Genomic DNA, 19,827 nt, shown 5'->3' with positions numbered 1-19,827 from the left:
ACTAACAGGCGTTACTGCACCGCGGCAAACGCCTCGGCCACCTGACGCACGTTGTTGTGGTTCAGGCCGGCCACGCACATGCGGCCGCTGTGGATCAGGTAAACACCGAACTCTTCACGCAAACGATCGACCTGCGCCGCGCTGAAGCCGGTGTAGCTGAACATGCCGCGCTGCGCCAACAGGTAATCAAAGTTGCGCTGCGGCAGCGCGCTCTTCAGGGTGTCCACCAGCGCGTGACGCATCTCGAGAATGCGGGTGCGCATGCTCTCCACCTCGTCCAGCCACTGGGTTTTGAGCTGGGCGTCGTTCAGCACCTTGGCCACCAGCTGCGCGCCGAAGTTCGGCGGGCTTGAGTAGTTGCGGCGCACGGTGGCCTTCAGCTGGCCCAGCACGCGCCCGGCCGCCTCTTCGCTTTCGCACACCACCGACAGGCCGCCGACGCGCTCGCCGTACAGCGAGAAGATCTTCGAGAACGAATTGCTCACCAGGCACGGCAAACCGGCCGCCGCGATGGCGCGAATGGCGTAGGCGTCCTGCTCCATGCCGCCGCCGAAGCCCTGATAGGCGATGTCGAGGAACGGAATGATTTCACGTTCGGCGATCACCTTGACCACCTCATCCCACTGGGCGGGGGTCAGGTCGGAACCGGTCGGGTTGTGGCAGCACGGGTGCAGCAGCGCAATACTGTGCTTCGGCAGCTGTTTCAGCGCGGCCAGCATGGCGTCGAACTTCACGCCCAGGCTTTCGCTGTCGAAATACGGGTAGGTATTCACCTTGAAACCGGCGCCGCTGAAGATGGCGACGTGGTTTTCCCAGGTCGGATCGCTGACCCACACCTGCGAATCCGGGAAATAGCTTTTCAGGAAGTCGGCGCCCACTTTCAACGCGCCGGAACCGCCGACGGTCTGAATGGTGGCGATGCGCCCCTGCTGCAGCATCGGGTGCTGCGCGCCGAACAGCAGCTGCTGGATGGCGGAACGGTAAGACTGCAGCCCTTCCATCGGCAGGTATACCGAGGCGCCATGCTCGACGCTGTTCAACTGCGCTTGCGCCGCGGCGACCGCCCGCATCTGCGGAATGATGCCCTGCGCATCGTAGTACAGGCCGATGCTCAGGTTCACCTTGTGCGCGCGCGGGTCTTGTTTGAATTTTTCCATCAGCGACAGAATGGGATCGCCGGCATAGGCGTCAACGTTCTGGAACACGGGGTTTTTCTCCTGGTTTATTGTGGTTTTGGGCACAGCGTTACGTTCCTAATATAGACGGAAAAGCGCATTCGGTTTTAGCTTTATCTCGCCACCGGCAATAAACCGTTTTCCTTGATGCGATTGAGCACCACCGCCGTTTTGATATGCGCCACGCTTTTGTGCGGCGACAGCGTCTGGCTGATGAATTCGCTCAGCGCCGGCAGGTCCGCCACCGCCACTTTGAGCAGGTAATCGGCGTCGCCGGTGGTCTTGTAAGCGTCCAGGATCGCGTCCACTTCCTCCAGCATCTGATGAAAGCTGTCGATCTGCTCCTGCGCGTGCGTGATCAGGCTGACTTCGATCAGCCCCACCAGCCCCAGGCCGACCGCCTCCGGCGCCAGCCGCGCGTGGTAACCGCGGATCAGCTGCGCCTGCTCCAGGCTGATGCGCCGCCGCGAACATTGGGAGGCGGAGAGCCCCACCAGCTCGCTCAGCTCCTGATTGGTCAAACGGCCGTTGGCCTGTAACAGCGTCAGGATTTTCATATCAAAATCGTCAATGTTGTACATAGCCACCTGTAAACTGTGTTAATAAATGTTGACGTTACAGCCTACCAGTTTTTTTACCGTTGCCGACGTCACACCCTGGCGCTTAAATCGCGTACAGCAGCAACGCCCGGCGTTTTCGCCGGTAAGCGGCATAAAAAACGGCTAACTCATGCAGGCAAACGACAATTAACGGCGAAGTAACGCATAAAACCACGAATGTATAAAAAGGACGCCAGATGAAAAAGCTACTCCCCCTCGCGCTGCTGCTCGCCGCCGGCAGCGCCGGCGCGCAATCCCACCTGGACAAAGTGCTGCAGCAAAAGACCCTGGAGGTCTGCACCACCGGCGACTACAAGCCCTACACCTTCCTCAAGGAAGGCGGCGGCTATGAAGGCATCGACATCGACATGGCGGAATCGCTGGCGAAGAGCCTGGGCGCCAAGGTGAAGTGGGTGAAAACCAGCTGGAAAACCCTGACGCCGGACTTCGCCTCCGGCAAGTGCGACATCGCCATGGGCGGCATCTCCGTCACGCTGGAGCGGCAAAAGCAGGTGTTCTTCGCCGACAAGCTGGATACCGATGGCAAAATCCCGCTGGTGCGCTGCACCGACGTGAAGAAATACCGCACGATAGAACAGATCAACAAACCGTCGGTGCGCCTGCTGGAACCGGCGGGCGGCACCAATGAAGCCTTCGTGCACGCCTATTTGCCGAAGGCCAAACTGACGCTGACGCACGACAACATGAGCATTTTCCAGCAGCTGGTGGATCGCAAGGCGGACGTGATGATCACCGACGCCTCCGAGGCGTTGTACCAACAAAAGCGCTATCCGAAGCTGTGCGCGGTGAATCCGACCAAACCGATGCAGTACGGCGAGAAGGCTTACATGCTGCCGCGCGACGATCTGAGCTGGAAACTGTATGTGGATCAGTGGCTGCACCTGGCCAAGGCGACCGGCGAGTATCAGAAAATTATCGACAAGTGGTTGGCGGTAAAGAAGTAACACGTTGAAGAACGGGGCCGACGCGCGTCGGCCCCTGCGGCGCATCAGTCGCCGATGTATTCCATCGCCACGCGCTGCGTGAGCTTGGTGATCAGTTCATAAGCGCTGATGCCGGTACAGGCGGCGATACGCTCGACCGGCAACGCCGGCCCCCACAACACCGCTTCATCCCCCACCTTATCGGCGGCGTCCGGCCCGAGATCGACCGAAATCATGTCCATCGACACCCGGCCGACGATCGGCACTTCGCGGCCGTTAATCAGGATCGGCGTGCCGGTCGGCGCGCTGCGCGGGTAGCCATCGCCGTATCCCATCGCCACCACGCCAAGGCGAGTATCGCGCGGACTTACCCAGGTGCCGCCATAGCCGACGGCTTCGCCGGCCTGGTGCTCGCGCACCGCGATCAGGCTGGATTTCAGCGTCATCGCCGGCAGCAGGCCATGCCCGGCGCCGCTGCCGTTATCCAGCGGCGAGACGCCGTACAGAATGATGCCGGGACGCACCCACTCGTTGTGAGCATCCGGCCACAGCAGCGTGCCGCCGGAGGCGGCGACCGAGCGCTGGCCCGGTTTGCCTAGCGCGAACTGCTCAAAGCAGGCGATCTGTTTCAGGGTGGCGTCGGACTCCGGCTCATCGGCGCGGCTGAAGTGGCTCATGATATTGACCGGCTGCGCCACGTTGCGGCAGGCGCACAGGCGCTGATAAAACGCCTCCGCCTGCTCGGGGCGCACCCCCAGCCGATGCATGCCGGTATCGAGCTTCATCCACACCGGCACCGGGCGCGCCAGTTCGGCCTGCTCCAGCGCTTCGAGCTGTTCGATGCAGTGCACTGCGGTTTCGATGTTGTTCGCCACCAGCACCGGCAGGTCTTCGGCACAGAAGAAGCCTTCCAGCAGCAGGATCGGTTTGACGATGCCGCCGGAGCGCAGCATCAGCGCCTCGCCGATGCGCGCCACGCCGTAGCAGTCGGCGTCTTGCAGGGTGTGTGCTGTTTCCAGCAGGCCATGTCCATAAGCGTTTGCTTTCACAACGGCAATCAGGCGGCTTTGCGGCGCCTGGCGGCGCACCTGTTGCAGATTATGTCGCAGAGCGCGGCGGTCGATTACAGCGGTTGCCGCTTTCATTTCAGTTCCTTAGCTGATTATTCGTCATCGTATTGTGGCCCCGCGTAGTTGTCGAAACGCGACCACTGGCCGTTAAAGGTAAGGCGCACGGTGCCGATCGGGCCGTTACGCTGCTTACCGATAATAATTTCCGCGATCCCTTTCAGATCGCTGTTCTCGTGATACACCTCATCACGATAGATGAACATAATCAGGTCGGCGTCCTGCTCGATGGAGCCGGATTCACGCAGATCGGAGTTGACCGGGCGTTTGTCGGCGCGCTGCTCCAGGCTGCGGTTCAGCTGCGACAGCGCCACCACCGGCACCTGCAGCTCTTTCGCCAGCGCCTTCAGCGAGCGCGAAATCTCGGCGATCTCCAGCGTACGGTTGTCGGACAGGGCCGGCACGCGCATCAGCTGCAGGTAGTCGATCATGATCAGGCTAAGCCCGTCGTGCTCGCGGAAAATGCGCCGCGCGCGCGAGCGCACTTCGGTCGGCGTCAGGCCGGAGGAGTCGTCGATGTACATGTTGCGCTTCTCCAGCAGGATGCCCATGGTGCTGGAAATGCGCGCCCAGTCCTCGTCGTCGAGCTGGCCGGTACGGATGCGCGTCTGATCCACGCGCGACAGCGACGCCAGCATACGCATCATGATCTGCTCGCCGGGCATCTCCAGGCTGAAGATCAGCACCGGTTTTTCCTGGGTCATCGCGGCGTTTTCGCACAGGTTCATGGCGAAGGTGGTTTTCCCCATCGAAGGACGGGCGGCGACGATGATCAGATCGGACTTTTGCATGCCCGCGGTTTTCTTGTTGAGGTCCTGATAGCCGGTATCGACCCCGGTCACGCCATCGTGCGGCTGCTGATACAGCTGTTCGATGCGCGAGACGGTATCTTCCAGGATGCGCTCGATGCCCTTCGGGCCCTCGTCTTTGCTGGCGCGGTTCTCGGCGATTTGGAAGACGCGGGATTCCGCCAGATCGAGCAGGTCTTCGCTGCTGCGCCCCTGCGGATCGTAGCCGGCGTCGGCGATCTCGTTAGCCACCGAGATCATCTCGCGCACCACCGCGCGCTCGCGCACGATGTCGGCGTAGGCGCCGATGTTGGCGGCGCTCGGGGTGTTTTTCGACAGCTCGGCCAGGTAGGCGAAGCCGCCGACCGAGTCCAGCTCGCCCTTCTGTTCGAGCGATTCAGACAGGGTGATGAGGTCGATAGGCTTGCTCATCTCCAGCAGACGCTGCATCTCGGTAAAGATCAGGCGGTGCGGACGGCTGAAGAAGTCGTTGGCGACCACGCGCTCCGCCACGTTGTCCCAACGCTCGTTATCCAGCATCAAACCGCCCAACACCGACTGCTCGGCCTCCAGCGAGTGCGGCGGCATCTTCAGCCCTTCCATCTGACGATCTCTGGAACGCTCTCTGGTTTCGTCCGCGTTTGTTTTGTTGGTTGGTTTTTTTCCTGCCATGAAACGTAGTCTTTATCCGGTTGCGAATGAAGGATCTTGACGCGAGAGTATACGTGATTTTTGCGTCATAACCGATGCAAAAAAGGTATTGAATCCCGCACGGGTGAACTGGACCTCCGATACTAAAAAGAATAGGGTGAAATCAGACACTCAAACGAGGTAACGATATGGCCAAGCGCATTCAGTTTTCCGCCACCGGCGGGCCGGAAGTCTTGCAATACGTTGATTTTACACCGCTCGATCCCGCCGCCGGCGAAGTGCAGATCGAGAACAAAGCGATCGGCATCAACTACATCGACACCTATGTGCGCAGCGGGCTGTACGCGCCGCCCAGCCTGCCGAGCGGCCTCGGCACCGAGGCGGCCGGCGTGGTGGTCAAGGTTGGCGCCGGGGTCAGCGCGATCAAACCGGGCGACCGGGTGGTGTATGCGCAGTCGTCGCTCGGCGCCTACAGCGAAGTCCACAATGTGCCGGAAGAAAAAGTGGCGCTGCTGCCGCACAACCTCAGCTTTGAGCAGGGTGCCGCTTCTTTCCTCAAAGGGCTGACGGTGCATTACCTGCTGCGCCAGACCCACGACGTGCAACCGGGTGAAGTGTTCCTGTTCCATGCCGCCGCCGGCGGGGTTGGGCTGATCGCCTGCCAATGGGCCAAAGCGCTGGGCGCGCGCCTGATCGGCAGCGTCGGCTCCGACGAGAAGGCCGCGCTGGCGAAACAGGCCGGCGCCTGGGCCACCATCAACTACCACAAAGAGGATATCGCCCAGCGGGTGGCCGAGCTGACGCACGGCGAGAAGGTTGGCGTGGTGTACGATTCGGTGGGGCAAAGCACCTGGCAGGCCTCGCTCAACAGCCTGAAGCGGCGCGGCCTGATGGTCAGCTTCGGCAACGCCTCCGGCCCGGTGACGGGAGTCGATCTGGCGCTGCTGAATCAGAAGGGCTCGCTGTACGTCACCCGCCCTTCCCTCAACGGTTACATCACCAACCGCGCCGAGCTGCAGTACGCCAGCAATGAGCTGTTCTCGCTGATCGGCAGCGGCGCCATTCGGGTGGAGGTGAGAGACGAGCAGAAATTCGCGCTGGCCGACGCCCAGCGTGCGCACCAGGTGCTGGAAAGCCGCAGCACCAGCGGTTCCAGCCTGCTGATCCCCTGATAGCAGCCAAAGAAAAGGGCTCCTTGCGGAGCCCTTTCTGTTACTGCGTTTTGTAGGGGTAGAGCAGAGTCCGCCAGAGACAGGGGTTGCTTTAGCAACACGAATTTTAGGTGTCTCTCACGGTGATGAAATGGGTCGCATCACTGCATCGACCAACATCCTAACAGCCCCGTCCGGCAAAAAACACGCTTTATGTGCCACATCGCCGGGGAAAACTGCCAAGCTGTGATCGCTGCCGCATTAGCGTGGTGGGCAGTTATGCAAGTTTCATCGCGACTGACTGATTATTCGGCAAAAAATCAGTAACGCCTGACCTGGGGTTTCTGCATCGAACGGTAAATCCATACCCCAACCACCGCCAAAATCAGCCACGGCAGCAGCTTGATGACCACCGCGAACAGCCCGCCCAACAACATGAACGCCGCCGCCGCCAACAGCGCAGCGAAGATCCCCAGCAACGAGATGCCGGTCACCATCAGCATCACCACAAAGCCAATGAGAAAGAAGATTTCCAACATGATTGCTCCTTTGCAATGCAACGTATCTGCAGAGTGAATTACAAGAAGCGTGCCAGAATGGCGGAATGGCTAACCTATTGAAAAAATGGGGAAGGCATCCGGCAGTGCGCCGAATGCCTGGTGAAAAAGACTAACTGTTGGTCAAATTTTTTCGGCTACGCCATTTCGACACGCGGCTGACGCACTAACGCCAGCGCCTGCTCCACCACCCGCGCATCGGCGCCCGGCTTGTGAGCGTTCTCGCTCAGATGGCGACGCCACTGGCGCGCGCCCGGCACGCCCTGGAACAGACCGAGGATATGGCGAGTAATGTGGCCGAGATAGGTGCCGTTGGACAGCTCGCGCTCAATATACGGATACAGCGCTTCGACGATCGCCACGCTGTCCGGCACCGCGGTCTGCGCGCCGAACAGTTCGCTGTCGACCCGCGCCAGGATGCCCGGATTCTGGTAAGCCTCGCGCCCCATCATCACGCCGTCCAGATGCTGCAAGTGCTGTTGCGCCTCTTCCAGCGTTTTCACCCCGCCGTTGATGGCGATGGTCAGCGCCGGGAAATCCCGCTTCAGCTGATAAACGCGCGGGTAGTCCAGCGGCGGCACTTCGCGGTTCTCTTTCGGGCTGAGGCCGGAGAGCCAGGCTTTGCGAGCGTGGATGGTGAACATGTCGCACTCGCCGCGCCCGGCGACGGTCTGGATAAAGTCGCACAGGAAAGCGTAGCTGTCCTGATCGTCGATGCCGATGCGGGTCTTCACCGTCACCGGAATCGATACGACGTCGCGCATCGCCTTGATGCAGTCGGCGACCAGCGTCGCCTGCCCCATCAGGCAGGCGCCGAACATACCGTTTTGCACCCGATCGGACGGACAGCCGACGTTGAGGTTAATCTCGTCATAACCGCGCTGCTCCGCCAGTTTGGCGCAGTGCGCCAGCGCGGCCGGATCGCTGCCGCCCAGCTGCAGCGCCACCGGATGCTCTTCTTCGCTGTAGGCCAGATAGTCGCCCTTGCCGTGGATGATCGCGCCGGTGGTCACCATTTCGGTGTACAACAGCGTTTCCTTGGTCAGCAGGCGGTGGAAGTAACGGCAATGACGATCGGTCCAGTCGAGCATTGGCGCGATGGAGAAGCGATTGGCGGCGTAGGTTGGGGCGTGGTTGTCTTTCGTCATGCTGAGTTACTGGCTACCTGAGTCTGTCTGGGTTCAACGAACGGCGCGCGGCCGCAAACGGCTATTATAACGACAATCGACGCCGTTGGGAAAACCGCCTTGCCGGTGGCGTAAATAAGCGGGAGTAAGGCGAATAAATTCACTCGTTCAGGTGTTATCTCATTACGGGCGCGCACGGTGCCTCTGCCTTGAGGACACAACCATGAACAGCTTCATTAAACGCCTGCTGGCATCGGCCATTGCCGGCTGCCTGCTGTTTTCCGGCGCGGCGCTGGCGATGGGCGGCGACGGCAGCGGCCAAACCCCGCCGACCTGTCCGAAAGGCCAGGTTTACGACAGTAAAACCCAGACCTGCACGGTGGATAAAGGCAGCAAAGTCGACGACGCCGACCGCACTAACTATGCCTATGCACTGGCGAAAAGCGGCCGTTATCAGGAAGCGATCGATATGCTCAACACGCTGCAAAATCCCAACACCGCCGTCGCACTGAATTATCGCGGCTACGCCACGCGCAAACTGGGCCGCACCGATGAGGGTATCGGCTATTATTTAAAATCAGTGGCCCTCGATCCGAAATACCCCAAAGTGCGCGAGTACCTGGGAGAAGCCTATATGCTGAAAGGGCGGCCCGACCTGGCGCGCCAACAGCTGCTGGTGATCCAGTCGCTGTGCGGCACCGGGTGCGAGGAGTACCGAGATTTGGCGGCAGCCATCGACCGCCAACCGGAATCTTGATCCGACGCGCCTGCGGAGGTGACTATCAGCGGCGATGCGATACGCGATGAACTCGGCCACTATCTCTCCCGCCTGTGGCGCTATGCGCTGGTGCTTTCGCACCGGCGGGATGTCGCCGACGACCTGGTGCAGGCAACCTGCGTGCGTGCGCTGGAACGCGCCGCGCAATTCACCCCCGGTTCACACCTGGATCGCTGGTTGTTTGCCATCTTGCACTCTATTTGGCTCAATGAAGTTCGCGCCCAGCATCGTCGTCAGGGGCAAGGCTGCATGGCGGCGGAAGAGCTTGGTGATGCGGACAACGATGAACAGCCGGTCTGGCTCAATGAAGTGATGCGGCGCGTAAGCCGGTTGCCGGCGGCCCAGCGCAACGCGCTGTTTCTGGTGTATGTCGAAGGGCTGTCCTACCGGGAAGCGGCGAAAGTGCTGGCGGTGCCAATCGGCACCGTCATGAGCCGCCTGGCGGCCGCACGCCTGGCCTTGGCCGATGACCGCCAGTTGCCAAACGACGATTCGCACCGTAAGAAGCCCCCTCCTCCGCCCTTGCCCCGCACTCGCCGATAAACCGCTGGCCGCCGATTCGTGTTAAGCGGCCTATTCCAACGCGCGGATAACCCGGCACGGCTGCCCCAACGCCAGCACATTGGCCGGAATGTCGCCGGTGACGATGCTGCCCGCGCCGATGGTCGTGCCGTCGCCGATGGTCACTCCCGGCAGGATCACCACGTTGCCGCCGATCCACACGTTGCTGCCGATAGACACCGGCTGCGCCGAGGTGCGGAAAGGAAAAGCCGGGTCACCGGTAAAGCGTTCACCGGCCTTCAGCGGATGACTCGGCGTGTAGATTTGTACGTTGGGGCCGATCAGCGTATTGTCGCCGATGGTGATGGTGTTGCAGTCGAGGAACACCGCATTGACGTTGATAAAACAGTTTTTACCGATGCGGACATGCTGCCCGTAGTCGCACCAGAATGGCGTTTCGATCCAGCTCGCCTCACCCCAGTTGCCGAACAGCTCACCGAGCAGGCGATTTTTCTCGTCCGCCTGATGCGAGTCCAGCGCCCCCAGGCTTTTGGTCAACGCCCTCGCCCGATGGTACAGGGCGATCAGTTCTTCATCGCGGCTGTTGTATTCCAGGCCGCTTAACAGCTTGTCTCTTTCCGTCATCACACAGGGCTCCTGCTCATCACGCGGGTGAAAGGCGTTATACCGCTCTCGCCCGCTGCTCTCCAGCGCTAAAACCGGCAACGTTGTTCTACCGCCCGGCGGAGGGGAAAAGTTGTGATGCATCTCTCTTTTAGCGCACTCAGCGCGCCTTTCTCTGCGCTATCCTCAGGGGAAAAGGGGGCAACTCTCGGCGATTCGCCGTAATCATGGTAAAATCGGCTTTTTTACGTACCGGGATATTTGCGATGAACTCAACCACCCAGGAAAAGCTGTTGGCGCAGGCGGAACGCCTCTGCCAGCAACGCAATGTGCGATTGACGCCGCAACGGCTGGAAGTGCTGCGTCTGATGACTCAGCAACCCGGTGCAATCAGCGCTTATGACCTGCTCGATCTGCTGCGCGTCGCCGAACCGCAGGCCAAGCCGCCGACGGTCTACCGCGCGCTGGATTTTCTGCTGGAGCAAGGGTTTATCCATAGGGTGGAGTCCGCCAACAGCTACGTGCTGTGCCACCACTTCGAACAGCCGATGCATACGTCCGCGCTGTTTATCTGCGATCGCTGCGGCCAGGTGACCGAACGCACCACCGAAGGCGTGGAGGAGACGCTGCAGAAGCTGGCGCAAGAAGCCGGATTTGCGCTGCGGCACAGCGTGGTGGAAGCGCACGGCCTGTGCGCCGGTTGCGTTGAAGTTGAAGCTTGTGACAGCAAGCATGACTGCGCCGAACACGATCACAGCATCGCCATCAAGAAGAAGTAAGACGAAGTCAGGTACTTCCCTGTACCTGCGGCCGGGGCGCCAGAGGATGGAGCGACGCCGGCCTGCGCTGTTGCCGGCCGCCGTCAGTGGCGGCCCTGCGTGTTACCAGCGGTGTTTGGTGTGATCTTCCCAGGCCTTCACCTCTTTTTCGGCCGCCTCTTTCTGGTAACCGTAGCGCTCCTGGATTTTGCCGACCAGCTGTTCGCGTTTCCCTTCGATGACCGTCAGATCGTCATCGGTCAGCTTGCCCCATTTCTCTTTCACTTTGCCTTTCAGCTGCTTCCAGTTACCGTCGGCTTGATCTTTATTCATAGTCTCTCCGTTAACCTGTGGTGAATCAGTGATCCCTGTTGCCGGCCGGGGTTAACCAGAAGTTTTTCTGGCTGATGCTTCCTTCACCTTAAGAAGCACCGCTCCCCTTCATTTACCAGCCACATGATTCATTCTAGTTAAACATGGAAATAAAAAAGCCAAAACACAGGATAAAAAACCATTAACAAACAAGATAAAAACAAAAAACGCTAACAAACAACGAACTAACGCGAACAGACCAAGGCTGAAAACATGTAAGCAAACATGATCAAAATCATAAGAAAAACTAACCATTAACCCAACAAGACGTCCGGTTTAATGGGCAGTAAACCAGCTGCCGCGCACCTGGTGACGGTGCCAAATCCAGCCCAATGCCAGGCCGCGCAGCGCCAGAAACACCGCCAGCGCCAGCCAAAGCCCGTGGTTGCCAAGCAGCGGCACGCTGAACAGCGCAATACCATATCCCGCCGCGGCCACCGCCATGCTGTTGCGCATCTCGGCGCCGCGCGTGGCGCCGATAAACATGCCGTCCAGCAAATAGCACCACACCCCAACCAGCGGCAGAATGACCTGCCAGGGTAAATAATGGGCGGCCAACGCACGCAGTTCCGGCAAAGAGGTCAAGGCTGCCACGATCTGCTGGCCGGTAACAGCATACGCCAGGCCGAAGGCCAACGCGACCAGCCCTGCCTGCCTGCAGGCCGCGTGCCACACCTTGCGCAGTTGGCTGTCGTCCCGGGCGCCGTAGGCGTGGCCGGAATGTGCCTCCACCGCATAAGCGAAACCGTCGAGCGCATAGGCGGTGAACGTCAGCAGATTCATCAATACCGCATTGACCGCCACCACCTCGCTTCCCAGGCGAGCGCCGAAAATGGTCAACGACGCAAAGCACAGTTGCAGCAACAATGAGCGCAGCATGATGTCGCGGTTGAGCGCCAGCAGGCGACGCAGATCGCCACGCCAGGCCTGGCGCAGCATCTGCAGGGTAATACCGCGCAGGCGCATCACCCGCCACGCCAACCACAGGCCGAGCAGCAGCGTAGCGTATTCGGCGATGGCGGTTGCCGCCGCCGCCCCCCGCACGTTCCAGCCCAGGCCCATCACCAGCCAGATATCCAGCACGATGTTCAGCAGGTTGCCGACGATCAGCAGGATCACCGGCGCCCGCACGTACTGTACGCCAAGCAGCCAGCCCAGCAGCACCAGGTTGGCCAGCGCCGCCGGGGCGCTTAACCAGCGGATCTCAAGAAAACGCCGCGCCTGTTCCAGCACGTCGGCATCGCCGCCGACGATCCGCAGCGCCAGTTCGATCAGCGGATAGCGCAGCAGGACGATCGCCACCCCGGCCAACAGCGCCAGCAGCAGCGGTTGCATAAAGGCGCGCGCCAGCGCCTGGGGGTTCTGCGCCCCCAGCGCTTGCGCCGCCAGGCCGGTAGTGCTCATGCGCAGGAACAGCAGCAGCATGAACAGGAAGCTGGTCGCCACCGCACCGATCGCCACGCCCCCCAGATAAATGGGGCTGTCGAGGTGGCCGATCACCGCGGTGTCCACCAGCCCGAGCAGCGGCACGGTAATATTGGAGAAGATCATCGGCAGGGCGAGGCGCCACAGGGCTTTATCGGTGTCGCTGGTGAAAGCGGAAATCAGGCGCATGATGGGATGTTCCTGTGACTGAGTGACAAAGGGCGAAGTCAGAAACAAAAACGCCCCAAAACAGGGGCGATTGATACAGGGAGCGGCGGTGATGGCGCGGCGATTAAATCCAGTCGCCGTTGCGGATCACGCCGACCGCCAGCCCTTCGATAGTGAAATTCTGCTGGCGCAGATCGACCACGATCGGTTGGAATTCGTTGTTCTCCGGCAGCAGTTCAACCACGTTGCCGTGCTTTTTCAAGCGCTTGACCGTCACTTCGTCTTCGATCCGCGCGACCACGACCTGGCCGTTGCGCACGTCTTGCGTTTTGTGCACCGCCAGCAGATCGCCGTCCAGAATGCCAATGTCGCGCATTGACATACCGTTCACCCGCAGCAGGAAATCGGCGCTCGGTTTAAACAGGGAAGGATCCACCTGGTAGTGCCCTTCGATGTGCTGCTGCGCCAGCAGCGGCTCGCCGGCGGCGACGCGGCCGATCAGCGGCAGCCCTTCTTCTTCTTCCATCAGCAGACGGATACCGCGCGAGGCACCGGAGACGATTTCGATCACGCCTTTGCGTGCCAGCGCCTTCAGGTGCTCTTCGGCGGCGTTAGGCGAACGGAACCCCAGACGCATCGCGATCTCGGCACGCGTTGGCGGCATGCCCGTTTGCGAAATGTGCTCGCGAATCAGATCGTAGACCTCTTGCTGTCTGGTAGTTAGTGCTTTCATTCCGCCCCCTGTTTGTTTATACAGTCTTGCTGTGAGTATATACAGGTAAGCGCGGATTGGGAACCGAAGAATAAATAAAAATCAGTCAGTAGGCGCTTTTCGTCAGCCGAAATGCTGCCATAAGACCGTGCCCCAAACGAACAGCGCCAGCACGATCGCCAGCGACACCGCCGCCGATCCCATGTCCTTGGCCCGCCCGGACAGCTCGTGATGTTCGCTGCCGATGCGATCCACCACCGCCTCGATCGCGCTGTTCAGGATCTCGACGATCATCACCAGCGCTACCGATCCGATCAATAAAATGCGCGCTATCGCACCCACATCCAGCCAGACAGCCAGTATGATAGCCAGAAGGGTGACCACCAGTTCCTGGCGGAAAGCCGCTTCGTGCTGCCAGGCGGCGGATAGCCCTTTATAGGAATAGCCGGCGGCCTTGATGATGCGGGTCAGTCCGGTTGCTTGGTTTGCCATGTTTTCGTGCCTTTCTCAGAGGTCGGTCATAATAAAAAGAGTCTAGAACAGTCCGCGCTGACGGCTCTCGGTTTTCGAACACCACAGATCTGCTACCCGGTTTCTGGTATGCTTGCGGCGCATTGCTAACAAGAGGCTTCACGTTGTTATGTCAGGTTGGCGTAAAATTTATTATAAAATATTGAATTTACCACTTAAATTGTTGGTAAGAAGTAAGGTCATCCCTTCAGATCCGGTTACCGAGCTAGGGTTGGATCCCTCACGGCCGATTTTGTATGTTTTACCTTACAATTCCAAGGCGGATTTGCTGACGCTGCGCACCCAGTGCCTGGCGCAGGATCTGCCCGATCCGCTCAACTCGCTGGAGATCGACGGCACCGTGCTGCCGAGCTACGTGTTCATCCACGACGGCCCGCGCGTATTCCGCTATTACACCCCAAAAGAAGAGTCGGTAAAGCTGTTCCACGACTATCTGGATCTGCATCGCAGCAACCCGGATCTCGACATTCAGATGCTGCCGGTTTCGGTGATGTTCGGCCGTTCGCCGGGCCGCGAAGGCCACGGCACGCCGCACCTGCGTCTGTTGAACGGCGTGCAGAAATTCTTCGCCGTGCTGTGGCTCGGCCGCGACAGCTTCGTGCGTTTCTCCAACACCGTGTCGCTGCGCCGCATGGCTACCGAACACGGCACGGATAAAACCATCGCGCAGAAACTGGCGCGTGTGGCGCGCATGCACTTCTCGCGTCAGCGCCTGGCCGCGGTGGGCCCGAGTCTGCCGGCCCGTCAGGATCTGTTCAACAAGCTGTTGGCGTCCAAAGCGATCGAAAAAGCGGTCGAGGACGAAGCGCGCAGCAAGAAGATCTCGCACGAGAAGGCCCAGCAGAACGCCATCGCGCTGATGGAAGAGATCGCCGCCGACTTCTCCTACGAAACCGTGCGCCTGTCCGACCGCGTGCTGAGCTGGACCTGGAACCGGCTGTATCAGGGCATCAACGTCACCAACGCCGAGCGCGTGCGCCAGCTGGCGCAGGACGGCCACGAGATCGTCTACGTGCCCTGCCACCGCAGCCACATGGACTATCTGCTGCTGTCGTACGTGCTGTATCACCAGGGCCTGGTGCCGCCGCACATCGCTGCGGGCATCAACCTCAACTTCTGGCCGGCGGGCCCGATCTTCCGTCGCCTGGGCGCGTTCTTCATCCGCCGCACCTTTAAAGGCAACAAGCTGTACTCGACGGTGTTCCGCGAATACCTCGGCGAGCTGTTCACCCGCGGTTACTCGGTGGAATATTTCGTGGAAGGCGGCCGTTCCCGCACCGGGCGCTTGCTGGAGCCGAAGACCGGCACCCTGTCGATGACCATCCAGGCGATGCTGCGCGGCGGCGCCCGTCCGATCACGCTGGTGCCGATTTACATCGGTTACGAACACGTGATGGAAGTGGGTACCTACGCCAAAGAGCTGCGCGGCGCCACCAAGGAAAAAGAGAGCCTGCCGCAGATGCTGCGCGGCCTGCGCAAGCTGCGCAACCTGGGCCAGGGATACGTCAACTTCGGCGAACCGCTGCCGTTGACGGCTTACCTCAACCAGAACGTGCCGCAGTGGCGCGAATCGATCGATCCGATCGAAGCTCAGCGTCCAAGCTGGCTGACGCCGACGGTCAACGATCTGGCCGGCCAGATCATGGTGCGCATCAACAATGCCGCCGCAGCCAACGCCATGAACCTGTGTTCCACCGCGCTGCTGGCCTCGCGTCAGCGTTCGCTGACCCGCGAACAGCTGGTCGAGCAGCTCGAGTGCTACCTGCAGCTGATGCGCAACGCGCCTTACGCGCGTGACGTCACCGTGCCGACGCAAACGCCGGATGAGCTGCTGGATCACGCGCTGAACATGAACAAGTTCGAGGTGGAGAAGGACAGCATCGGCGACATCATCATCCTGCCGCGCGAGCAGGCGGTGCTGATGACCTATTACCGCAACAACATCCACCATCTGCTGGTGTTGCCGTCGCTGATCGCCAGCATCGTGATGCATCACCGTCGGGTGTCGCGCGCCGAGCTGCTGCGCCAGATCGGCATGATCTACCCGATGCTGAAAGCCGAGCTGTTCCTGCATAACGACAAGGAACAGCTGCCGGAGGTGCTGCGGCCGATGATCGACGAGCTGATCCGTCAACAGCTGATCTGCGACAAAGGCGACGATCTGGTGCTCAACCCGGCGCGCATTCGCCCGCTGCAGCTGCTGGCCGCCGGGGTGCGCGAAACCCTGCAACGCTACGCCATCACCATGTCGATCCTCAGCGCCAACCCGAGCATCAACCGCGGCGCGCTGGAGAAAGAGAGCCGCATCATGGCGCAGCGTCTGTCGGTGCTGCACGGCATCAATGCGCCGGAGTTCTTCGACAAGGCGGTGTTCTCCACCCTGGTGGCGACGCTGCGTGAAGAAGGCTACATCAACGACAGCGGCGATGCGATCCGCGAGCACACCCTCGAGGTGTACAGCATGCTGAGCGATCTGATCACGCCGGAAATCAAGCTGACCATCGAAAGCGTCAACATGCCGGAAGAGACCAACGCTCTGCCGCAAACCGATGCGCAAGAAGAGAAAGACGAGTGATTTCGCCCGGCGCGGAAACACAAAAGGCACCCCAAGGGGTGCCTTTTTTCTTGCTGCAGGAAACCGTTACGCCGGCAGATAGCTCAGCGCGATGCCGATAAACACCACCAGCCCGACATAGTTGTTCTGCAGAAAGGCCTTGAAGCAGGCGTCGCGCTCGCGCCCGGCGATCTGCTTCTGCTGGTGAATGAACAGCGCGCCCGCCAGCAGCAGCGACCAGTAAAACGCGCCGCCGAGCTGCGCCAGATAACCGACCCACACCAGCAGCAGCAACGTCGCGAACTGCAGCAGCCCGACGATCAGCTTGTCATAACGCCCGAACAGGATAGCGGTGGACTTGATGCCGATTTTCAGATCATCGTCGCGATCGACCATCGCATACAGCGTGTCATAGGCCACCGTCCAGCAGATGTTCGCCAGCAGCAGCAGCCAGCAGCTGAGCGGCAGCGATTCGCTGACCGCCGCATAGCCCATCGGAATGCCCCAGCCGAACGCGGCGCCCAGCACGAACTGCGGCAGGTTGGTCACCCGCTTCATAAACGGATACACCCAGGCCAGCGCCAGCGCCGCCAGCGACAGCCAGATGGTCATCGCATTCAGCGTCAACACCAGGCAGAACGAGATCAGCACCAGCACCACGAACAGCACCTTGGCCTCTTTCGCGCTCACCCGGCCGCTCGGCATCGGCCGCCCGGCGGTGCGTTTCACGTAGCCGTCCACCGCGCGATCGGCATAGTCATTCACCACGCAGCCGGCGGCGCGCATCAGGAACACGCCGAGCACGAACACCAGCAAAATCGACAGCGGCGGCACGCCTTTTCCGGCCAGCCACAGTGCCCACAGCGTCGGCCACAACAGCAACAGCGTGCCAATCGGTTTATCAATGCGCATCAAATGGCTGTAAGCCCGCCATTTACTTTGAGTCACGCTTCCCTCCAACGTCTTGCTCTCCTCTCTTATGCGGGAACCGCTGAATACAGCGGCGAAGCCGGTAAAAACAGTTCGGTCAGCAGCAGCGGCTTGCCCGCCAGCCGCAACCGTGAACGACGCGCCCACAGCGCATCCTGTCGGCCGATATGGATATAGTCGCGGGTCAGATCGCCACTGCTGAACAAATAGCGCCCCAGCGGCAGCGTCCCCAGATCCACCAGCGCCTGGTCGGGGCCGGTCAGCGTATGTTCCGGGATCACCGTGCGCCCCAGCAGCCAGGGCTGGCCGTCGCCCAGCAGCACCACTTCGCGCAGCCAGTAGCGCGGGCTATCGGGCAGGTGGTTCGCCTCGTCGCCCAGCGCCTCGCGCGTGACGAAGCATTCGCGCTGCGGTTCAACGCGCACCTGGGCGCAATGGCGTTCAAATCGTCGGGTCATGGAGCCTAACTCCATCAGCCAGTCGCTGACGGCGGCGGGCGCCGGAGGATCCTGTTCGGATAACCACTCCAGCGGCGGCAGGATGGAATCCCTGATGCCAGACATTGCTTTACTCCTCGCCTGAACCGCAGCCGGTACGGCGCGCCAGACGATACAAACTGTTAACAGGCCCCCATTGTAGCGCAGAAATGCGAAAGCGGCAGGCTGATTCGTGGCGAAAACGGCAGGTCAATCGGCCGGAAAAACCGGGGTTCTGTCATCTTTTTGCCATCCGCATTCTCTATCTTCATTTCCCGGCGCGCTGACGATTCTGTGATCGCCCGCAAAGTTTCAGCTTCCTCGCGTTGTGTTATCTACGCGCGTAGATACCCTGATACCGCAGCGTTGAATCGCCATGCGTCCGACATGATTTGTCGGCACACCTTTGTTGCCGGCACCAGGGAAACCATCTTTAACCGCGCCCCTCCAGGCGCAGAACAAAAGAGGATAGCACTGCCATGAGCGAAACAACGCTTGCCCCTTCACAGACCGCCGACGCCGCGCTGGCGGCCGATGAACGCCTGGCAACCAAAGAGGGGCGCAGCCAATTTTGGCGCGCCACCTTCTCCTGCTGGCTCGGCACCGCCATGGAATACGTCGACTTTGCGCTGTACGGCCTGGCGGCCGGCATGGTGTTCGGCGACGTGTTCTTCCCCGAAGCCACGCCGCTGGTGGCGTTGCTGGCCAGCTTCGCCACCTACTCCGTCGGCTTCGTCGCGCGGCCGATCGGCGCGCTGGTGTTCGGCTGGATCGGCGATCGCAAAGGCCGCCGCGTGGTGTTGATCACCACCGTGGCGCTGATGGGCCTCTCCACCACATTGATCGGCCTGATCCCGCCCTATGCGCAAATCGGCGTCTGGGCGCCCGCCTGCCTGGTGATCCTGCGCTTCGCGCAGGGGTTCGGCGCCGGTGCGGAGCTGTCCGGCGGGGCGGTGATGCTGGCGGAATACGCGCCGGCCAAGCGGCGCGGGCTGGTGGCGTCGATCATCGCCATCGGCTCCAACAGTGGCACCCTGCTGGCGTCGCTGGTGTGGCTGCTGGTATTGCAGCTGGACAAGGAAGACCTGATGAGCTGGGGCTGGCGCATTCCGTTCCTCGCCAGTATCCTGATCGCCGGCGTGGCGCTGTATCTGCGCCGCCACGTGCGGGAAACGCCGGTGTTCGAACGCGAACTGCAGCAAAACCACCAGCGCATGCTCGACGCCGCCCAGGCCACGCCGGACTCACGCAGCTACCTGCAACGCACCAAGGCGTTCTGGGTGATGCTTGGCCTGCGCATCGGCGAGAACGGCCCTTCCTACCTGTGCCAGGGCTTTATCGTCGGCTACGTCGCCAAGGTGCTGATGGTCGATAAATCGGTGCCGGCGCTGGCGGTGCTGATCGCCTCACTGTGCGGTTTTCTGGTGATCCCGCTGGCCGGCTGGCTCTCCGATCGTTTCGGCCGTCGCATCACCTACCGGTGGTTCTGCCTGCTGCTGGTGCTGTACGCTTTCCCGGCGTTCTGGCTGCTCGACAGCCGTGAGCCGGCGATCGTCATCTCGGTGATCGTGGTCGGCATGTGCATCGCATCGCTGGGGATCTTCGGCGTGCAGGCGGCCTACGGCGTCGAACTGTTCGGCGTGAAGAACCGCTACTCCAAAATGGCGTTCGCCAAGGAGCTCGGGTCGATCCTCTCCGGCGGCACTGCGCCGCTGATCGCCACCGCGCTGCTGTCCGGTTTCGGTCACTGGTGGCCTGTCGCCTGCTATTTTGTTGTAATGGCGGCCATCGGCTTAATCACCACCTTCTTTGCTCCCGAAACCCGCGGCCGCGATCTCAACCTGCCGCAGGATGCCGCGTAGCGGGAAGGCGAACAGGA

The 19,827-nt window shown here is 61.0% G+C and carries 20 protein-coding genes; 7 read left to right on the top strand and 13 right to left on the bottom strand.

The annotated features are described in order from the left end of the window. Window positions 1–11 precede the first annotated feature (11 nt). Entirely contained in the window at window positions 12–1,205 is a 1,194-nt protein-coding gene (locus ACMGF7_RS10140; RefSeq protein WP_041922290.1) for an amino acid aminotransferase, read from the bottom strand. 83 nt (window positions 1,206–1,288) lie between these two features. After that, window positions 1,289–1,756 carry an Lrp/AsnC family transcriptional regulator gene (locus tag ACMGF7_RS10135; RefSeq protein WP_004936775.1) on the bottom strand — a complete coding sequence of 156 codons (468 nt, stop codon included), beginning with the start codon at window positions 1,754–1,756 and terminating at the stop codon, window positions 1,289–1,291. A 215-nt stretch (window positions 1,757–1,971) separates the two neighbouring features. Here ACMGF7_RS10135 and ACMGF7_RS10130 point away from each other — a divergent pair, with 215 nt between their 5' ends. After that, entirely contained in the window at window positions 1,972–2,739 is a 768-nt protein-coding gene (locus ACMGF7_RS10130; RefSeq protein WP_049241420.1) for a transporter substrate-binding domain-containing protein, read from the top strand. 44 nt (window positions 2,740–2,783) lie between these two features. On the opposite strand, the gene alr is transcribed toward ACMGF7_RS10130, so the two are convergent. Further along, entirely contained in the window at window positions 2,784–3,863 is a 1,080-nt protein-coding gene (alr, locus tag ACMGF7_RS10125) for an alanine racemase (protein ID WP_049241416.1), read from the bottom strand. A gap of 17 nt (window positions 3,864–3,880) precedes the next feature. After that, a complete protein-coding gene (gene dnaB / locus ACMGF7_RS10120) occupies window positions 3,881–5,305 on the bottom strand; it encodes a replicative DNA helicase (RefSeq protein WP_025160134.1) in 1,425 nt (474 codons plus the stop codon). A gap of 167 nt (window positions 5,306–5,472) precedes the next feature. Here dnaB and ACMGF7_RS10115 point away from each other — a divergent pair, with 167 nt between their 5' ends. Beyond that, window positions 5,473–6,456, top strand: a complete 984-nt coding sequence (locus ACMGF7_RS10115; protein WP_004936764.1) for a quinone oxidoreductase — start codon at window positions 5,473–5,475, stop codon at window positions 6,454–6,456. A 299-nt stretch (window positions 6,457–6,755) separates the two neighbouring features. Here ACMGF7_RS10115 and pspG read toward each other — a convergent pair whose 3' ends face one another. Both pspG and dusA read right to left on the bottom strand, forming a co-directional pair. Beyond that, complete coding sequence (pspG, locus tag ACMGF7_RS10110; RefSeq protein WP_004936761.1) at window positions 6,756–6,974, bottom strand: envelope stress response protein PspG; 219 nt, start codon at window positions 6,972–6,974, stop codon at window positions 6,756–6,758. A gap of 155 nt (window positions 6,975–7,129) precedes the next feature. Beyond that, window positions 7,130–8,140, bottom strand: coding sequence for a tRNA dihydrouridine(20/20a) synthase DusA (gene dusA, locus ACMGF7_RS10105; protein ID WP_019453217.1), 1,011 nt, complete (start codon window positions 8,138–8,140; stop codon window positions 7,130–7,132). 202 nt (window positions 8,141–8,342) lie between these two features. Here dusA and ACMGF7_RS10100 point away from each other — a divergent pair, with 202 nt between their 5' ends. Next, window positions 8,343–8,876 (top strand): tetratricopeptide repeat protein, encoded by a 534-nt coding sequence (locus ACMGF7_RS10100; protein ID WP_021505139.1) that lies wholly within the window; start codon window positions 8,343–8,345, stop codon window positions 8,874–8,876. Window positions 8,877–8,894: 18 nt separating this feature from the next. Continuing rightward, window positions 8,895–9,440 carry an RNA polymerase sigma factor gene (locus tag ACMGF7_RS10095; RefSeq protein WP_197800489.1) on the top strand — a complete coding sequence of 182 codons (546 nt, stop codon included), beginning with the start codon at window positions 8,895–8,897 and terminating at the stop codon, window positions 9,438–9,440. Window positions 9,441–9,470: 30 nt separating this feature from the next. Here ACMGF7_RS10095 and ACMGF7_RS10090 read toward each other — a convergent pair whose 3' ends face one another. After that, complete coding sequence (locus ACMGF7_RS10090) at window positions 9,471–10,043, bottom strand: sugar O-acetyltransferase (protein WP_049241410.1); 573 nt, start codon at window positions 10,041–10,043, stop codon at window positions 9,471–9,473. 245 nt (window positions 10,044–10,288) lie between these two features. On the opposite strand from ACMGF7_RS10090, the gene zur reads away from it, so the two are divergent. Continuing rightward, complete coding sequence (gene zur / locus ACMGF7_RS10085; RefSeq protein ID WP_015379223.1) at window positions 10,289–10,801, top strand: zinc uptake transcriptional repressor Zur; 513 nt, start codon at window positions 10,289–10,291, stop codon at window positions 10,799–10,801. Window positions 10,802–10,903: 102 nt separating this feature from the next. Here the strand turns inward: zur and ACMGF7_RS10080 are convergent, their stop codons facing one another. From ACMGF7_RS10080 to ACMGF7_RS10065, 4 genes are all read right to left on the bottom strand, one after another. Then, the gene (locus tag ACMGF7_RS10080; RefSeq protein WP_004936743.1) at window positions 10,904–11,113 is read right to left on the bottom strand and encodes a CsbD family protein; all 210 of its coding nucleotides are present in this window, start codon (window positions 11,111–11,113) and stop codon (window positions 10,904–10,906) included. 315 nt (window positions 11,114–11,428) lie between these two features. Beyond that, complete coding sequence (gene dinF / locus ACMGF7_RS10075; protein ID WP_004936740.1) at window positions 11,429–12,766, bottom strand: MATE family efflux transporter DinF; 1,338 nt, start codon at window positions 12,764–12,766, stop codon at window positions 11,429–11,431. Window positions 12,767–12,869: 103 nt separating this feature from the next. Continuing rightward, the gene (gene lexA, locus ACMGF7_RS10070; RefSeq protein ID WP_004936736.1) at window positions 12,870–13,478 is read right to left on the bottom strand and encodes a transcriptional repressor LexA; all 609 of its coding nucleotides are present in this window, start codon (window positions 13,476–13,478) and stop codon (window positions 12,870–12,872) included. 102 nt (window positions 13,479–13,580) lie between these two features. Then, window positions 13,581–13,949 carry a diacylglycerol kinase gene (locus ACMGF7_RS10065; RefSeq protein WP_015379225.1) on the bottom strand — a complete coding sequence of 123 codons (369 nt, stop codon included), beginning with the start codon at window positions 13,947–13,949 and terminating at the stop codon, window positions 13,581–13,583. 148 nt (window positions 13,950–14,097) lie between these two features. On the opposite strand from ACMGF7_RS10065, the gene plsB reads away from it, so the two are divergent. Then, a complete protein-coding gene (plsB, locus tag ACMGF7_RS10060; protein ID WP_164095430.1) occupies window positions 14,098–16,563 on the top strand; it encodes a glycerol-3-phosphate 1-O-acyltransferase PlsB in 2,466 nt (821 codons plus the stop codon). 66 nt (window positions 16,564–16,629) lie between these two features. On the opposite strand, the gene ubiA is transcribed toward plsB, so the two are convergent. Together ubiA and ubiC are read right to left on the bottom strand one after the other, a co-directional pair. Then, on the bottom strand, window positions 16,630–17,502 hold the full coding sequence (gene ubiA, locus ACMGF7_RS10055; protein WP_004936728.1) for a 4-hydroxybenzoate octaprenyltransferase: 873 nt from the start codon (window positions 17,500–17,502) through the stop codon (window positions 16,630–16,632). A gap of 17 nt (window positions 17,503–17,519) precedes the next feature. Beyond that, window positions 17,520–18,035 carry a chorismate lyase gene (ubiC, locus tag ACMGF7_RS10050; RefSeq protein ID WP_015379228.1) on the bottom strand — a complete coding sequence of 172 codons (516 nt, stop codon included), beginning with the start codon at window positions 18,033–18,035 and terminating at the stop codon, window positions 17,520–17,522. Between the two features lie 392 nt (window positions 18,036–18,427). Between ubiC and ACMGF7_RS10045 the strand changes: the two genes are divergently transcribed. Then, window positions 18,428–19,810, top strand: a complete 1,383-nt coding sequence (locus ACMGF7_RS10045) for an MFS transporter (protein ID WP_075684489.1) — start codon at window positions 18,428–18,430, stop codon at window positions 19,808–19,810. The last annotated feature ends 17 nt before the right edge of the window (window positions 19,811–19,827 follow it).

This window comes from Serratia sp. BNK-17 (genome assembly GCF_048684935.1).
GTDB classification, from domain to species: Bacteria; Pseudomonadota; Gammaproteobacteria; order Enterobacterales; family Enterobacteriaceae; genus Serratia; species Serratia nematodiphila.
The sequence above is the reverse complement of the archived record's forward strand: the minus strand, read 5'-3'. Positions and strand labels throughout refer to the sequence as shown.

What these genes read in the sequence shown, in the direction of transcription:
- ACMGF7_RS10045 (WP_075684489.1), top strand. Translation starts at nt 18,428, where the DNA reads ATGAGCGAAACAACGCTTGCCCCTTCACAGACCGCCGACGCCGCGCTG.
- dinF (WP_004936740.1), bottom strand. Translation starts at nt 12,766, where the DNA reads ATGCGCCTGATTTCCGCTTTCACCAGCGACACCGATAAAGCCCTGTGG.
- ACMGF7_RS10090 (WP_049241410.1), bottom strand. Translation starts at nt 10,043, where the DNA reads ATGACGGAAAGAGACAAGCTGTTAAGCGGCCTGGAATACAACAGCCGC.
- zur (WP_015379223.1), top strand. Translation starts at nt 10,289, where the DNA reads ATGAACTCAACCACCCAGGAAAAGCTGTTGGCGCAGGCGGAACGCCTC.
- ACMGF7_RS10080 (WP_004936743.1), bottom strand. Translation starts at nt 11,113, where the DNA reads ATGAATAAAGATCAAGCCGACGGTAACTGGAAGCAGCTGAAAGGCAAA.
- plsB (WP_164095430.1), top strand. Translation starts at nt 14,098, where the DNA reads ATGTCAGGTTGGCGTAAAATTTATTATAAAATATTGAATTTACCACTT.
- ACMGF7_RS10065 (WP_015379225.1), bottom strand. Translation starts at nt 13,949, where the DNA reads ATGGCAAACCAAGCAACCGGACTGACCCGCATCATCAAGGCCGCCGGC.
- ACMGF7_RS10100 (WP_021505139.1), top strand. Translation starts at nt 8,343, where the DNA reads ATGAACAGCTTCATTAAACGCCTGCTGGCATCGGCCATTGCCGGCTGC.
- pspG (WP_004936761.1), bottom strand. Translation starts at nt 6,974, where the DNA reads ATGTTGGAAATCTTCTTTCTCATTGGCTTTGTGGTGATGCTGATGGTG.
- dnaB (WP_025160134.1), bottom strand. Translation starts at nt 5,305, where the DNA reads ATGGCAGGAAAAAAACCAACCAACAAAACAAACGCGGACGAAACCAGA.
- alr (WP_049241416.1), bottom strand. Translation starts at nt 3,863, where the DNA reads ATGAAAGCGGCAACCGCTGTAATCGACCGCCGCGCTCTGCGACATAAT.
- ACMGF7_RS10130 (WP_049241420.1), top strand. Translation starts at nt 1,972, where the DNA reads ATGAAAAAGCTACTCCCCCTCGCGCTGCTGCTCGCCGCCGGCAGCGCC.
- ACMGF7_RS10115 (WP_004936764.1), top strand. Translation starts at nt 5,473, where the DNA reads ATGGCCAAGCGCATTCAGTTTTCCGCCACCGGCGGGCCGGAAGTCTTG.
- lexA (WP_004936736.1), bottom strand. Translation starts at nt 13,478, where the DNA reads ATGAAAGCACTAACTACCAGACAGCAAGAGGTCTACGATCTGATTCGC.
- ubiC (WP_015379228.1), bottom strand. Translation starts at nt 18,035, where the DNA reads ATGTCTGGCATCAGGGATTCCATCCTGCCGCCGCTGGAGTGGTTATCC.
- dusA (WP_019453217.1), bottom strand. Translation starts at nt 8,140, where the DNA reads ATGACGAAAGACAACCACGCCCCAACCTACGCCGCCAATCGCTTCTCC.
- ACMGF7_RS10135 (WP_004936775.1), bottom strand. Translation starts at nt 1,756, where the DNA reads ATGTACAACATTGACGATTTTGATATGAAAATCCTGACGCTGTTACAG.